Origin of the sequence: Spiroplasma melliferum KC3 (assembly GCF_000236085.2) — a bacterium.
GTDB lineage: Bacteria > Bacillota_I > Bacilli_A > Mycoplasmatales > Mycoplasmataceae > Spiroplasma > Spiroplasma melliferum.
This window is the reverse complement of record NZ_AGBZ02000001.1, coordinates 695,652-712,202: the sequence shown is the minus strand read 5'-3', so window position 1 is coordinate 712,202 and position 16,551 is coordinate 695,652. Positions and strand designations below refer to the sequence as shown.

The following is a 16,551-nucleotide window of genomic DNA, read 5'->3' as shown; positions in this document are numbered from 1 at the left end:
TCCTAACTATACAATGTTTTTGAAACAATAAACCCAACTATATATAAACTTGATATTGTTAACATCAACGGATGACTAAACAAAATTGCCATTTTACCAAATAAAGAAAGTAAAAAAGTATCTGAATTATATAAATCCATAATGATATTTTTTGCTGATGTAAGTTGATTAATAATAACTGTTATAAAACCTGTACCAAAAATAGCGATTGCTGCAACCAATAAAACTAATCTAATCATTATTTATTCACTCTCCGATATCCTTGTTCTCTTGTTTTTGCTGGTTTTGCTAAATTTGATAATTGTTGTTTATTACGATTAATTTTAAACTGTTTACGCTCTTTAATATGTTTTTGCATACCTTGTTTAGTATCTGAAACTCCACGAACAGTTGCAGAATAAATATTTGATACACCTGTTTGTACTGTTGAACCTAATTCGTTGTATTGAGTTCTTGTACCGTGAATTGCATAAATAGATAACTTAACAACCATAAAAAAGATAATAAAATAAGCAATTGTCGTATTTGTCATTGGTAATCTTGTATTTCAAATTACATCAAAAATAAACAAAAATACATCAAAAATAAAACTAAAAATCTTATCTCAATTACTACTTTCTGATAATAAATTAATCATCTTTACCACTTCCTTTTTCTTTTTTAGGTTTTAAATTCTTTTTCAAAATATCAATATCAAACAATTCTAAGCGCTCTTTAACACTCAATTTAGTAATTTCTGACCAGTAATATTCTTTATAATTAACTATTTCATCATTTTTTAAATCACGCACAAACTTTAATCATTGACTATCATATTTCTGTGCAAATTCTAACGGAATAATTATCTTAAAAAACCGAATTCCTAACCCAACATCTGACTTATGTTTTGCTCGTTTACCTTCTGCTGTTCGTTCTACTGATTTTGTTTTTCAAATTTCATAATCAGTAATATCTTGGAAAATGCCAATTCGCATAATAAAAAACCGATTAAAAAAATTAAATCCTTTTTTAGCAATAGGTTTTTTCAGTGAAATTGGAATAATAATACCACTTGCTAATTGTCGGATATTATTTCAAATCATACCCTCACGTTGAGCTGTAAACAAAGCACGATTACCAAAATGTCTTGCTAAAACAATTCACGGAATTTTACCACTATGAATTTTTTTCTCATCGTGAGGACTAGTTCCATCAATATATAAATAACTTTCATCAAATAAAATAACACTATCATCTGGGGGAACTGGTTTTGTTCTATCGGTAAAATCTAAATTTTTAAATGTTAAAACTTTAACTTTATCATCTTCTAACGGATAATTACTATAAATCTTATCTGTTAATAGTTTCATAGTTTGTGATAAATAAGTTAAAAGTAAAGTTTTTCCAGTTCCTAATTTACCAATAATTACCGATAACGGATTATCTCAAACAAAATTTACTAACCGAAAAGCATTTAACTGATAAAATATGTTTTTTCAAACTCATCATACAAAATAAACACATTGCAAAGCAAACAATAATCAGAATACTAAACCAGTATAATTTAATGAAATTATTCAAAGTAATAAATCAATTAAACTAAACAAAATCATTGAACCGCTAATATAACAATAATTTTTTAAGAAAAATATAAACTTTTTCATTTTACCTCCAATAGTTATTTATAATTAAACTAGTATTATTATGGTTTTCTCTCCCCACAAATCAAAAAGAGAGTAATAAAAATTAAGAAAATTTTAAAAATAATTTCAATATTATTGCCTATCATTGGAATTATAAACTTTTTAATCAATCCTATCGGAAAAATAATTACTACAATTAATTTTATAGAATGAATATTTAAGAATATTAGTCAAATAAATGCAAAAGAAATATTTTTTATAACATTATTTATATTAATAATTACTGCATTCATAATGAAAATATATATTATATTCAAAAAAAGATTTTAAAATTTTGTGGAGAGAGAAAACCATAATAATAACAAAATTTAATTATTTAAAATAACTAACTATTTTGAAAACCATTCACAACAAAAACCAAGTTAAAAATAAAATAACAATTCAAATACCAATCATAAGAATTAAATATTCATTTTGAGTCAAAGTTCAAGTTGTAATACTTTCAACATTAGATTTATCAATAAATAAAAATACATGAATAAAAAACTCTTTTAATTTTTCTCAATCATTTTGCATCTTTAAAAACTCCACATTTTTTGAATAAGTTTAAAAAACATTCCAAAAAATAAAACGATAAATAATACAAACGATAAAACATATAAAAATTCAGGGGCATTTGAACCAATAATATAACTAACAAATTGAACTCAATAATCATATAAACTCATTTAATTTAAACTTTCTAAATCATTAATTAATTCTTGCTCTTTTTCAACACTTCAATTTGTTAAATTATTATTGTTATTATTTGCTTTTACTTTTTTAGGTTCATTTGAAAATAATGCTTTGTGCATACTGTTAAAATAATTTTGTTTATATTGATTATACAAATTAATTAATTCTGTTCCAGTTAAATATTTTCAAATATGTCGTTTTAAATTTTCATCATATTTTACAATAGGATAAGAATTATCATAAATCAAACCAATAGCTACTTGATCAGAATGTTTTTTACTAAGATAAATAAACTTATTACTCAATCAAAAACCAATATGACGATTATGATTAGGTAAATTTATAAAACTTGCTTTATCTGTTTCAAAAGGTATAAGTTCCTTAGAAATAAAATAATTTGCTATATTCTGATTTTTCTTAACAAAACTACTCAATTTTTTCAACTCCTTCATAACAATTTAAACAATAAAATTCATCAAATCGTAATCTTTTCATATCATCAAAACAAGTTTCACATTTATATTCAAAATAATTAATCATTACCTATCATCTCCTAACTAAATGTTTATTTAATAAACAATGTTATATTTAATGTTTATGTATTGCTAATTTATTGATAAAAACATTGATTATTAACAATGTTATACATAATGTTAATATATTGCTTATTTAATGTTTAATAAACAATGTTATTAACAATGTTAAATATATAAAATAATAAAAATTGGCACACTGAAAAATACTATTAAGTTTTAAAATAATAGTTATATAAAATAAATTAATAAAAATAAATAAACTAGTGTGCCTTAACTAATACAAATAATTAGTTATAATAAATACTAAAATCCTTTAACCATAACACGGAAAAAGTTTAATATCTTAACAATAACAAAAATACCAAATGGAATTAAAATAATTCAAGCATCACCAAGAAAGGTCATTAATTGGGGTAACACTGCATAAACAGCATCTTTAACTTTCATCATAGCTTGTCCTAAACCACTTCAAATAGAACCCATTCCATCTGAAATAGTAGGCGTATCTACAGCTAAAAAATTAACCGCTGTTGTTAAATACATCCCTAACATTATTTTTTATCCTCCTTGTTTTCAATTTCTTTTTTATCTTTTTTCTTACCTCGAATTTGGCGAATTTTCTGATAAATTGATAAACCAATTCAAGCAAAAATCCCTAATATAATAACAACACTAAATATTGTCGTTAATCAAACTGGCATAATATATCTCCTTTCAATAAATTAAAAAATTGAAATTTGCAAACTCGCTCCGCTCGTTGTCGCTTTGCTCCACTTAAAAAACATTATTGAATAAATTATCCGCTAATAAATTACGCGGAATAATTTATTCTTTTACTTTTTAATTTCAATATCATTTGCAATCTTATTGACAGTATTAATAACATTATCTTTACCATACTTTTTTACTAACGACCGCAAAATAAAATATTGCTTTGTTTGCATAATTTCAACTCCTTAAAACTAACTTAAAAAAGTTAACTAAATTGATAGTTAACTTTTTATGGTTTGGCATTTACAATTTACAAAGCATTAAAAAAATAAAAGCAGAGAACTCTTTTATTTTTGATGTAAATATGTTTCTAAAATTAATTGTGCGGCTAAACTATCTTTTTTTTGTTTTCGTTTCTGGCGGGAAAGATTTGCTTCTAACATTATTTGATGAACTTGATGTGTTGTTAATCGTTCATCAACCAAGTGAATTGTTATCGTTGCATCTAATAATGGTTTTAATAAATTAACAAAATCACTAACCATTAAAGCACGGGGTCCAATTGTATTATTCATATTTTTTGGATAGCCAACAATAATATCACTAAATTGTTCAGTTCTAATTAACCCCGCCAAATATTGTGCTGCTTGTAAAAAATCATTTTCTGGAAAGCGATAAACACCATAACCAGTTGCAATCAAACCCCGGCTGGTCGCTAAGCCTAGTGTTTTACTACCAACATCAACTCCTAAATAATACTTAGCCATGATGTTTTAAAAATTCCAGAGGGTCAGTTAATAATTTAACAAGAACAGTCTTATCTTTATTTTTAAAACCACTTTGAGCAACACTGTTATTGCCGCCACCTTTACCATTCAGTAGTGGATTTAATTGTTGAATAATTTTACCAGCTTGATAACGATCATGTAAATCGTCACTAACACCAACAATTAATGTCGCTTGCGTTTCATCACTAACATCAACTAAGAAAATTAGTAAGTTTCTATATCGAGCTTTATAATCATCAATTAACACTTTTAAAGCATTAATATCAACTTTTGTTGTAAATTGATGAGTTAAAACATTAATTCCATTTTTATCTTGTGGTAAAAAGGTGTTATATTGTTTCACAAATTGTTGAATTAAAATATTATCATATTGTTTTTGTCAACGTTTAAAATCTTCTTTAAATTGTGCTACTAATTCTTTTAACTGTTTTCAATTTGGTTTTGAAACAGTTAGATTACTAATTTGTTCTCAAGTTTGCTCTAAACTTTGATCAAGTAATGCAGCCTTACCTTGATTATACTTATCAAAATAATTAATTGCCTCAGTTTTTTCTTTTAAAAATTGCTCATTTAAATAACTAGCAATTGTTTTATTTGAAGTAATCGCATGAATTCGAAATGTTCCAGCTCCTTTTGATTCAAGACCAGTTACTAGTAAGTCTTCAACATCTTGTGAATTAGCAACATGGGTTCCTCCACAAAGTTCACAAGAATAAGTACCAAATTTAACAATTCGAACTTCAGCATCATATTTTTCTGTAAAAAAAGCTAGCGCATGATGAACATCTAATGCTGTTTGCATATCAGTATAAATTATTTCGCAAGGGATTGCTGTCTTAATTGCCTTTGCAACAGAACCTTCCACAGCTGTAATTTCTGCTGGTGTAATTGCTTGATTATGAGTAATATCAATACGTAAATGTTCATCATCGTTATAAGAACCAGTTTGCATAACATGGTTTCCCAACACTTCTCGTAAAGCAGCATGAATTAAATGTGTCCCTGAATGATTTTTCCGAGTATAAAAACGACGATCACTATCAATTGAAGCATTGACCAAATCACCAATCGCAAGTGTCCCTTCAACTTTAACAAAATGTAAATGTTGTTTATTTGGTCCTTGTTGCACATCTAGAACATAAGCTGTCGTGTTATCTTTTAAAATTAAACCGTGATCAGCTGCTTGTCCACCTTTTTCAGCATAAAATGGCGTTTCTTTTAAAATTATATATCCTGTTGTATTAGTTAATTTTGTGACTGGCTTATCATCAGCAAACATAAAGACAATTTCTGTATTATTAACTTGTTCATATTCATAACCAACAAATTGACTAGCAACATCCAATTTTGTAAAAAGTTCGCTTTGTAAATGAATTGCTTTAATATCTTTTCGATTAGTACGTGAAATTGTTTTTGCATTTTCTAATAATTCATCAAAACCAGCACGATCAACATTAATACCTACTTCATGTGCTTCTTCTTCAATTAATTCAATTGGAAAACCATAACTTTCAAATAAACGAAAAGCATGTTCTTTTGAAATCGTTCCATATTTTGTTTTAACTTCATTGAAAAGTTTACTTCCCTGTTCTAATGTTTTTAAAAATTTGTTTTCTTCATCTAACACAGCTTGTTCAACAATTGGTTGTTTTTCAACTAAATAAGAATAATATTCTTGCATAATTTTAACTACTGTTCCCACTAATTTGAATAAAAATGGTTCTGTTAAATCAATTTTTTTCCCGTATAAACTAGCACGACGAATTAAACGTCGAATAACATAACCACGATCTTTATTCCCGGGAAAAGCTCCATCAGCAATTGCAAAAGTAACTGCCCGAATATGATCAGCAATCACTTTAAATGCAGTATTAATTTTTAATTGTTCTGAATTATTGCTAAACAATGCCGTTTCATCATAATGATATTTTCCATTTACTAATTTTTCAACAGTTTTAATAATTGGCATAAATAAATCAGTTTCAAAATTAGTTGGTGTTTCTTGAATAATTGAAGCAATTCGCTCTAATCCAGCACCAGTATCAATGTTTTTTCGTGGTAAGTCAGTATATGTGCCATCGCCATTATTATTATATTGTGAAAAAACAATATTTCAAACTTCCAAATAACGGTCATTTTCTAAATCATCTTGTAATAACTTTAAACCTATCTGCTCAGGATCATATTTTTCCCCACGGTCATAAAAAATTTCGGTATTAGGTCCACATGGCCCTGCCCCAATTTCTCAAAAATTAGTATCTTTATCACCTTTAATAATTCGTTCATCACTTAAACCAATTACATTGCGTCAAATTTCATAAGCTTCTTGGTCATCTTTATAAATTGTGACATATAATTTGGCAGGATCAAATCCAATTCATTTTTTATCAGTTAAAAATTCTCAAGCATACATAATTGCTTCTTTTTTAAAGTAATCACCAATTGAAAAATTACCAAGCATTTCAAATAAAGTATGATGACGTGCTGTATAACCAACATTTTCAATATCATTCGTTCGAATTGATTTTTGTGAATTTGTTAAGCGTGGTGATGGTGGCGTTTTTCGCCCATCAAAATATGGTTTTAATGTTGCCACTCCAGAATTAATTCATAATAATGACGGATCATCAACGGGAATCAATGATACTGAAGGTAATTCATAATGATCCTTACTACGAAAAAAATCTAACCACATTTTGCGAATTGCATTTGCTGTAAATTTTGTCATTTTAATATTCCCTTCTCTTTCATAATTAATTAATAGGATTATAGCATACCAAATGAAAAAAAACTTTTTTATTTCAAAGAAGTTCTTACCAAAAACCTATTTTCGATATCCTCGAACCAATAAATAAAACGAAACTAACAAAATATTAACAAAAAAGAAAGTCGTAATTACAGGCACAACGGCTGGATATTGAAAATATTGTCTAAATATTGTTCACATTAAAGTTTGTCAAAGTAAACCAATTACCAACCATGTTAGCATTTGAACAAACATTAATAAATTATATGAAAATTCTTGTAAACGTGCTAAACAAAATAACATAAAATAAAGTGGAATAAAACTAATTATCATTAATACTATTGCAACTAGTAAAATAATTCAGTTAGCTGTCACATATCCCGTTGTTGATGTGAAAGCAGGGAAAATCATAATAACAATAAAACCAATCATTAATAAAATCATGCCAATATTGCTTCCTAAGCGTTGGCGAAGTTCACGGCGCGAAGAAATATTAATGTATCCTAATCATTGCATAAAGGTAGTCACAAACCCACCACGATGACCTACTGATGATGGTAATAATAATTCAATTGCAATACGAATTGATAATCCAATCACAACACTAGCAACAGCAAGAGGCATCATAAAAATAATTAATACGGCTCCTGCTTGCATAATCGTTGGTGCTTGAGCAAAAAACGCTCCTAAGCCATCTTGATTAATTATTAAACCGAAAATCGAAAAAACATTTGGTTGATATTGTCCATTGTTTATTCAAGTTACCAATCCTTGACCATTAGTTAAATTATATCAGTAAAGTTTTTCACGCAGAACAAAAGCGAAACCATCAGCAATGGCAATGAAAAATAATCCTAAAAATAAAGATAGATACAAGGTCAAACTACCAATTCTTGTCATTCATTTCCCAACTAATAAACGAACATTTCATTTTCAATGTGCCGCTGTTATATTTGTTAATAAAACAATTACAAAAATTGCTGTTCCAACTGCAATTAATGTAAAAATAGGAACAAAAATATATAAATCAATTACTCAAAATTTAAAAAGCGCAAATCCATTTAAACTAAAAATTGCTTGAAAAGAACCATTTGATAATAAAAAATTTAAAATATTATAAGCACTATCTCCCTGTAAAGTTTCTAATGGATTAGGGTTTAATCCTTTAACACTTAATGAATTAATAATTTCTTGTTTTAATGCTGTTACTTGTTGATTTAATGTTGGAACAACTGCCCCAGCAATAATAATTACAATCCCTGCTAAAAATCATATAGTACTAAATTTTAGTCAAGACTTTAATGTCATAGTCTCCTCCATGTTTCTAAATAATTATAAATACATTATACCAAGAAAACAAGGAAGATGATATTTTTTATTTGTTCTGAAGGGATTAAGACATTACATCATAACTCGTTCTACCACTTTAATGTCCGGAATTGCCAATAATGATGACCGAATTTGTTGCAAGCGATCAGCATTACTAACCTTAATAATTGTTTTAATTGTTAAATTCATTAAATCACCAGAAACATTGGCGCTCATCATTTGAACCGATGCATTTAAATGACTTAATACTTTTGTTACATCAACTAGCAAGGCTGGTCGGTCAATTGCCTCAATCCGAATGGCACAATCATATTGCTTATTTTTACAAACTGCTTCATTTCAACTAACTTCAACTTGTCGGTCTTGCTTATCACCACTTTGAATATTACGACATGTTTTTAAATGAACTTTAATTCCTTCGGCTTTAGAAACATAACCGGTAATGTCTTCATATGGAATTGGCAAACAACATTGGGAAATAACAACTTTGATACTTGAAATTCCTTGGACAATAATATCATCTTTTAATTGTGCTTTTTTATATTGTTTATCTTGTAATTTTTTTAAAATTTTTTCATTTTGACTTGTTTCATGATCTAAATAAACTAAATTAATTGCTTCTTCTAAAGTATATTCATCATTAGCAACATCTAACAAAAAATCTTCAATATTATTAAAATTAATCGCATGCAATCGTTCTAATTGTGTTTCTGAATCAACTAACTTTCATTTTAAATCTTTTTTTGCAATATATTCTTCAATTTGTGCCTTAGTTTGTTTAATTTTTTCTAAATTAACTGATTTTGCATCACTAGTCACTTCAACTAATTCTTTTTTCAAATATTTCTTAATTTTTTGTAAAGCAGATGATGTTTTTGCCACAACTAGTCATGAGTGATTTGGCTTTTGAGTTGCTGCTGTTTTAATATCAACCACATCACCTGATTTTAAAACAGTTGAAATTGGTGAAAATAAACCATTAATTTTTGCCCCAATTGTTTTTTCACCAATTTCAGAATGAATTTTATAAGCAAAGTCAAGAACAGTCGAACCAAAAGGTAATGTTACAACCTTCCCATTTGGCGTTAAAACATAAATTAAAGAAGAAAAAATATCATTTTGAATAATTTGTTCCATTAAATGATCCGGTTTATAAACTTCTTGTTGAATTTCATCTCGTTCTTGTACTGAAATATTTTCTAAATCTAAAATACGTTTAAAAATATCTAACCGCTCATCAATATCTTTTTGTTTTTTCGCAATATCATAATTTTCGCCCTCTTTATAACGTCAATGAGCAGCCACCCCTTGTTCTGCTAATTCATCCATTTCTTCAGTTCGAATTTGAACTTCAAAAATAAGACCATCATCAGCCACAATTGTCGTATGTAAAGATTGATATAAATTATGTTTTGGTGTAGCAATATAATCTTTAAACCGATTATTTAATGGAGTATAATGCTGATGGACAAAACCTAATACCTTGTAACAATCATCAACACTATTTGTAATAATGCGGACAGCTAAAATATCGTGAATATCATCAAAGTTTTTCCCAAACTGATTCATTTTACGATAAATTGAATAAATTGATTTACTCCGTCCATACACTTTTAGTGACATCTTTTTTTCAGTAATTAAAATTTGTTTTAATTCTTCAATTTTTTGATTAATAGTATTTTCTCGTTCTTTATTACTTGATTCTAATAATGAAACAATTTTATTATATTGCACGGGGTTAATAATTTTAAAACTAATATCTTCAATTTCTTGTTTAACAGCTTTCATTCCTAAACGATGAGCAATTGCTGAATAAATTTCTAAACTTTCTCGCGCAATAATTTGTTGACGTTCTGGTTTTAAATAACCAATTGTTTTTAAATTATGTAAACGATCAGCTAATTTAACAATAATTACCCGAATATCTTTCGCCATTGATAAATATAACTTTCGTAAGTATTGTGCTTTTATTTGTGTCCGATTTTCTTTCGCAAAATAACTAACTTTGGTCACCCCTTCAACTAAATTAGCAATTTCAATCCCAAACAATTCTTGCAATTCTTCAAATGTGGCTGGAGTATCCTCTAAAACATCATGTAATAACCCAGCAATTAAAGTTTTTGGTCCCATTCGTCACTGTGCCAAAAAAAAGGTTGTTCATAATGGATGAATAATATACGCTGCGCCGCTATTGCGAACTTGCCCATGGTGTTTTTCTTCAGCATACTCGTATGCTTTTTGAATTTCCTTTAATGTTGCTTCATCTTTAATATACAACTTAATTTGGGCTAAGACTTCTTCGTATTTAATATCTCGATCCATTATAAACAACCCCTTTTTCTTATAATAATTATAATTATATCGCGTTTAGCATTAATATTCAATCAGGGTTTTAATTGGATATGAATCTAAATCTTTTTTACCATTTAAATATGTTAAATCAATCACAAATGCCAATCCAGCAACTGTTGCTTGCTCTTGGTTAACTAATTGACACATTGCCCGAGCTGTTCCTCCCGATGCTAAAACATCATCAACAATTAACACACGATCACTTGGCTGTAAATCTCCAGCATGAATTTCTAATTGATTTTCCGCATATTCGTAACTATACTTTACATTAATAACTGGTCGTGGTAATTTTCCTACTTTTCGCACAGGAATAAACCGTAAATTGGTAGCATAACTAACAGCTGGCCCAAACAAAAAGCCACGTGCTTCAGGAGCAATAATTACGGTTGCTTTTTGGGCAACAGCATAAGCTGCTAATTGATTAATCACTGTTGTAAAAGCTAAGGCATTATTTAACAACGGAGTAATATCACGAAAAATAACACCTCGCTCTGGATAATTAGGAATATCAACAATAAATTTTTTTAGATCCATTTTTAAAAATCCCTTTCTTGATTAATTAATCATTAATCCCAACAACAACTTGTTCATCAACTTCAACACGTTGTGAATCTAAGTAATTTTTAACACGGATTTTATTTAAGGCACGATATTTTTCTAATGCTACTCAAATTGGGATTGCAACAAATAATGTTGCAAACATACCAATAATTAAACCAATTAAAATAACAACATTAAAGCCAAATCATGCTCCTGAAAAAGCTGCCAAAGTAATTAATAAAATTGCAAACATAATTCCTAATGTTAAACAATGTTGTAACATTTGTTTAATTGTAACATTAGCAACTTTTTGTAAAAAGTTATGTTCATAATTATAAACTCGAAACTCTTTTCGAATTTCTCGAATTATTTTATGGTTTTTACTTTTAATATCTTTTGCTGCTAATTCTACCCGATGTAATTGTTCCCGGTATTGTTTTTTCAGCGCTTTTAATTTTAAATCTGGATTTTTTATTGCTAATTTTTTTAATTCCTCTTGATAATAAACCTTATGTGCACGACGTAAACGTTTAATTTGAACACGATGTTCTGACATATAGGCAAAGAATGTTTCATACTCACGGATATTAATTGTTTTTTTATTTTGTTTTGCTCGCACCATCACCATTGTTCCAAAAGCAATTGCAAAACCAAAAATTGTTAAGAAAGCAATGGACATTTCAAAGGTAATTAACAACTGCGTAATAATTGCAATAGCAATAGTAACAACCAACGTAAAGATCGCAGCTAACACCATTCCAACAAACTGTGCTCAATCTAATCGGAATAATGTATAAACAAAAATACATGCTAAACCAATCGCAAGGCTAATGGCCGCAATTTTTAAGATATAGCCTTCCATAACTGGGTCAGTTTGTTGTAATGATAATGATGCATCACTCGGGCTAGCACCATAGTATGAAGCAATGCTTGATAACAAATCACGTTCAAAAGTTCCCTTGGTAATATTCGTACTAACAACTAAAATACGATTACTGTTTCCACTATCTTGTCGTTTAATAACATAAATATTGAAACTAAAATTATGATGTGTTATTTGTTGATACTCTTCAATTTGAGTTTTTAACTTGGCAATTGCAACTTCATCTGGAACTTGCTTAGACCCATCTGTTCCTCATAAATCTTCATTAATTGTAATATTAATTCCCGGTTTAATTGAATTAGCAATATTTGCTTTTCCAGCAAAACCGATTGCTAAAGCAATTATTAATAAAATTATTCCTACAATTGGGGTTCATTTTGTAATATTATAAAAGGTTCATTTTCCATGTTTTATTTGTTTAGGTTTTTTATTTTCTGCTGGGGTTGAAGCAGCAAATTCTGTTTCACCATTAGCAGTAACGTTTAATTCGGTCTTAGGTGGAGGATCAGTCGCTGAAGAATCCACTTTCTTAACATCCATAGTTAGGGTTCTTGATTGTTTTTTAACCAATCAAGTTCATAATGAAAATCGTGAAACATCTAATCAATGATATTTTTCTTGTCAATGTAACTTAATGACAATTCAATACATTAACCGCGCTACGGCAAAAACCATAATAATTGCAATAATTAAACCAACTAATAAAATTGTGGCAAATGATTTAATATTATTAGTTCCTGTTCAAAATAGTGATAACCCTAATATGATTAAAACAACTAAAGCATCCACAAAAACAGCAATTGTTTGTTTATTGGCAATCTTCATTGCTGGCTCAAATGGGATGTTATTTTCATACCGCTCACGTTTGTACCGTGAAAAGAAAAGCAAGTTTCCTTCTAACGATAATCCAAAAGCAATAATTAATGCTGCAATACTTTCTGGTGAAATTTCAACCTTTAATAAAGATGAAAAATACAAAGTTGAAATAATTGTAAACAATAAGGTTAATATGGCAATTAAACCAAATAAACGATAATAAACTAATAATACAATAAAAATGGCTAAAACTAGAACACCTAAAATAATCATTGATATTTTAAACACATTTGCTGAAACAACAGGTGGGATTTCACGATAACCACGAATAGTAAATTCTAAACCACTTAATCCCCCATTAATCAAGTTACTAATTTGACGAGCTTCAGTCTCTGTTGATGTTGTAATTTGATTTGAATTTTCGGCAGCACCAGTTCCAATTTTAATTGAATTTCAATTAATAACATATTTTTTATATGCTTCTGTCAAAGCACTATTATATTCAATAATTGTTTGTAAATATGGTCGTAATGGATCAATATACGCATTTGTTGTTGCAGCTTTATCGTTTGGATCAATTAATAAACGATTTGTCGGCACTGTTGTAAACCGAAAACGACTATCTTCCATTCATTCTTTAACTTGCGAAATTGGATACCTTAATGCTAAGTCTAACAAATTCCCAGGTTGAATTTGTGCTGTACCATTGTCATAATATTCCATATCAAAAATATGATAAATATTTGTTCAATCAGTTGAAGAAACTTTTCTAGGAATATCAACACTAAACAAATTTGCAATTGCTTGCAGATTATCAGTATCATGTCGTAAATCATCAATCATTTGACCAATATCAGTTCAAATATATAGTGGTTGTGCTTGCCCTCCACCTTCTGATGGCTTTAAACTATTAATAATGCTATCTCACTTTTGTTGATTTTTAATTTCTAATGTAATAATTGGTCGACGTGCTTGGTCAACTCCTGTTACTGAACCAGAAATAACATCGCTTAATGGTGTTCGTTCTTTTGTGCCATTATTATCACTAATTAATAAATCTTTTCCCTTACTATCAGTTAAGTAAAGTGCTCCTAATCGTTGAATTGTTTTACTTAATTCACTGTAAGATTTAAACATATCTTTTCCAACAATAACTTCAACCGAATTACGCCCTAATGTTTGTAAATATAAATTTTGGTTTGATAAAGGATCTAATTTATTTCGTAATAATTCTAAACCTTTTTTGCTATCTCCATTTGGGGTATCAGGTGAATAATTAGGGTCTCTTTTGTCAAAAACATCAATTTGAGCTTGGTATCCTCCTGAATAAGCAATTCCTGTTCGATATGAATAACGAAAACTATCCGCGGAAAAAAACGCACCAACAATCATAGCAATAATCAAAACAATTAATGTTCCTATTCGAATAATTAACCGACTTATTGCTTTTTTATTTTTTGGCTCTTTAATTATTTTAACTTGTTCTTTCTTTCCCACGCTTGACACCACTATTCTACTTTTCAACTTTTCTTTATATATTGTACACTATTTATTATCTAATATTACTATTATTTAATAAACATATCTTTAAAATCATCTAATGATAAATCTGGATCAGTAATTTTTTGATTATTCATAAATTCAATTATCCGGTTAAGTTTAATATTAAAAATATAATAAGCAGCATCACTAACATCAATAATTTTTTTATCAACTAAAATTATTTTTAATAAATAATTAATAACATCCTGTTCAGTAATATTCCGATTTAATAACTTTAAATCAACTGTTTTTAAACTAATCATTTTTAAAACATAATTAGCAATTTGCTGTTGTTCTTTTTGATAATTTTGCATTAGATTTACACCTTACCTTAGTTCTAACTATTATTATAACTAAGTTATTTAAAAAATTAAGCAATTTATATTAAATTTTTTAAAAATTGAATTGCTTTAGACGTCAACATCCGTCCTCGTGGAGTTTTCAATAAATAACCTTTTTTTAATAAAAATGGTTCCAAATTATTAGTAATTGTTAAAAGAGGTTCGTTTAAAATTTGACCTAATGTCCCTAAACCAACTGGTTTTTGTTGAAAAAGATAATATATATGTTTTAAATAATTAACTTCATTTCATTCTAATCCATCTTGAAATACTTTTAAATTAGTTAAAATTTCAGTTAAAAAGGCAAGATCAATTGAACGAGAACTAATAACTAAATAGTCATATATCCGATAAAATAACCGCAAAGTGGTTCGGGGATTATTACGAGTATAACTTGTTAATAATTCTAATTCATTAACTGTTAAAGATAGTCCAACTTGCAAAAATAAGTTATTTAAAATTTGCTGAATTTCTAAATTACTATATTCTTCAAAATAAAAAACAGTTGTAAAACGATTTAATAATGGTTGCGGAATTTGATATAACAAAGTTGTCGCCGCTAAAAAAGTAAACGGTGGTAATGATAATGTCACATTTTTAGTATTATAATCTTTTCCTAAAATTAAGTTTAAACAATTATCTTCTAGAACTGGATATAAAGTTTCACTCACTTCTTGACTAATTGCATGAATTTCATCAATAAAAACTAAATCAAAAGTTTTAATTTGCATTAAACAAGTAATTAAATCACTTGGTTTTTGCAAATTTGGGCCATGTAAAAGATGTAATTTTTGTTTTAACAAATTTGCAATTAAATATCCTAAACTTGTTTTTCCCATTCCACTGCCGCCAATAAAGAGCATATGTTTTAAAGGTAATTGTTGTTTTTGACTAGCTGCTATCATAATTTTTAAATTTATTTTAATGCTTTCTTGACCAATATATGTTTCAAAATTATCGGGGCGAAAATTAAGTGACTGCATTTTTGCTTATTGCTGTTAAAACTATTTTTAAATATTGGTCAAGTTGCGTTGGTGGTTGCTTAATTGCATTAATTGTTTGATAAATAGTTGTTAAAGAATAACCTAATGTTTTTAAACAATTAATAACTTTGTTTTGTAAATTATTATATTTTTTTGTGAAATAAATTTTTTGTAATGCATTAAATAAAATTCGACCACTATGAACTTTTAATCCCCGTAATTGTTCAATTTTATGCAAATTATTTTGTTGCACTAAAGTTAACAAATCTTCTACACTAATTTGTTGTAATAATTTAACAGCAGTTTTAACTCCAATTGTTGGTATTGCTAATAAATCACAAAAAATTTTTTTTGTTGCTAAATCTAAAAAACCATATCATTGAAAATAATCTTCTACTATTAAAAAAGTATATAATTTAATCTGCATTGCTTTTTTAAACTCAAATAATTTATTTGTAACTAAATTAATTTCATAACCATAATTATTATGTTCTAAATAAATTAAATTTGCATTAATATCCTGAACTGTTCCACAAATTGAAGCATACATCTTACCTTCCTCCTATCTTAAATTAACTTGCAAATTGCAGGAAATCCTTTTTAAAAATAAAAAAAACTCATAAATAA

16 protein-coding genes are annotated in these 16,551 nt (G+C 27.8%); all 16 read right to left on the bottom strand.

Going from position 1 to position 16,551, the window contains the following annotated elements; genetic code table 4:
- Positions 1-2 precede the first annotated feature (2 nt).
- The 16 genes from SPM_RS03465 to ruvA all read right to left on the bottom strand — a co-directional run bounded on the left by SPM_RS03465 (position 3) and on the right by ruvA (position 16,474).
- On the bottom strand, positions 3-239 hold the full coding sequence (locus tag SPM_RS03465) for a hypothetical protein (protein WP_004027616.1): 237 nt from the start codon (positions 237-239) through the stop codon (positions 3-5).
- Positions 239-637: a hypothetical protein gene (locus tag SPM_RS03460; RefSeq protein ID WP_040584416.1), complete on the bottom strand. Its 399-nt coding sequence runs from the start codon at positions 635-637 to the stop codon at positions 239-241. Before SPM_RS03460 ends, SPM_RS03465 begins: the two co-directional genes overlap by 1 nt.
- A complete protein-coding gene (locus SPM_RS03455; RefSeq protein WP_040584415.1) occupies positions 630-1,643 on the bottom strand; it encodes a hypothetical protein in 1,014 nt (337 codons plus the stop codon). Before SPM_RS03455 ends, SPM_RS03460 begins: the two co-directional genes overlap by 8 nt.
- Before the next feature lie 351 nt (positions 1,644-1,994).
- The gene (locus tag SPM_RS03450) at positions 1,995-2,198 is read right to left on the bottom strand and encodes a DUF2649 family protein (protein ID WP_040584414.1); all 204 of its coding nucleotides are present in this window, start codon (positions 2,196-2,198) and stop codon (positions 1,995-1,997) included.
- A 152-nt stretch (positions 2,199-2,350) separates the two neighbouring features.
- Entirely contained in the window at positions 2,351-2,791 is a 441-nt protein-coding gene (locus SPM_RS03445) for a DUF3627 domain-containing protein (RefSeq protein ID WP_040584413.1), read from the bottom strand.
- Between the two features lie 405 nt (positions 2,792-3,196).
- Positions 3,197-3,445 carry a hypothetical protein gene (locus tag SPM_RS03440; protein WP_040584412.1) on the bottom strand — a complete coding sequence of 83 codons (249 nt, stop codon included), beginning with the start codon at positions 3,443-3,445 and terminating at the stop codon, positions 3,197-3,199.
- Positions 3,445-3,594 (bottom strand): hypothetical protein, encoded by a 150-nt coding sequence (locus tag SPM_RS06405; RefSeq protein ID WP_004027793.1) that lies wholly within the window; start codon positions 3,592-3,594, stop codon positions 3,445-3,447. The genes SPM_RS03440 and SPM_RS06405 overlap by 1 nt, the downstream gene beginning before the upstream one ends.
- Positions 3,595-3,951: 357 nt before the next feature.
- The gene (gene ruvX, locus SPM_RS03435; protein ID WP_040584411.1) at positions 3,952-4,371 is read right to left on the bottom strand and encodes a Holliday junction resolvase RuvX; all 420 of its coding nucleotides are present in this window, start codon (positions 4,369-4,371) and stop codon (positions 3,952-3,954) included.
- Positions 4,364-7,120: an alanine--tRNA ligase gene (gene alaS / locus SPM_RS03430; protein ID WP_040584410.1), complete on the bottom strand. Its 2,757-nt coding sequence runs from the start codon at positions 7,118-7,120 to the stop codon at positions 4,364-4,366. The genes ruvX and alaS overlap by 8 nt, the downstream gene beginning before the upstream one ends.
- Before the next feature lie 96 nt (positions 7,121-7,216).
- Entirely contained in the window at positions 7,217-8,446 is a 1,230-nt protein-coding gene (gene scm1, locus SPM_RS03425; RefSeq protein WP_004029010.1) for a motility-associated protein Scm1, read from the bottom strand.
- A gap of 93 nt (positions 8,447-8,539) precedes the next feature.
- Positions 8,540-10,789 carry a RelA/SpoT family protein gene (locus SPM_RS03420; RefSeq protein ID WP_040584409.1) on the bottom strand — a complete coding sequence of 750 codons (2,250 nt, stop codon included), beginning with the start codon at positions 10,787-10,789 and terminating at the stop codon, positions 8,540-8,542.
- Between the two features lie 51 nt (positions 10,790-10,840).
- On the bottom strand, positions 10,841-11,353 hold the full coding sequence (locus SPM_RS03415; protein WP_004029008.1) for an adenine phosphoribosyltransferase: 513 nt from the start codon (positions 11,351-11,353) through the stop codon (positions 10,841-10,843).
- A gap of 25 nt (positions 11,354-11,378) precedes the next feature.
- A complete protein-coding gene (locus SPM_RS03410; protein ID WP_239643291.1) occupies positions 11,379-14,555 on the bottom strand; it encodes a protein translocase SecDF, variant type in 3,177 nt (1,058 codons plus the stop codon).
- 71 nt (positions 14,556-14,626) lie between these two features.
- Positions 14,627-14,914 (bottom strand): hypothetical protein, encoded by a 288-nt coding sequence (locus SPM_RS03405; RefSeq protein ID WP_004029006.1) that lies wholly within the window; start codon positions 14,912-14,914, stop codon positions 14,627-14,629.
- Positions 14,915-14,979: 65 nt separating this feature from the next.
- Positions 14,980-15,924, bottom strand: a complete 945-nt coding sequence (ruvB, locus tag SPM_RS03400) for a Holliday junction branch migration DNA helicase RuvB (RefSeq protein WP_004029005.1) — start codon at positions 15,922-15,924, stop codon at positions 14,980-14,982.
- Positions 15,911-16,474 carry a Holliday junction branch migration protein RuvA gene (ruvA, locus tag SPM_RS03395; RefSeq protein ID WP_004029004.1) on the bottom strand — a complete coding sequence of 188 codons (564 nt, stop codon included), beginning with the start codon at positions 16,472-16,474 and terminating at the stop codon, positions 15,911-15,913. Before ruvA ends, ruvB begins: the two co-directional genes overlap by 14 nt.
- Positions 16,475-16,551 lie beyond the last annotated feature (77 nt).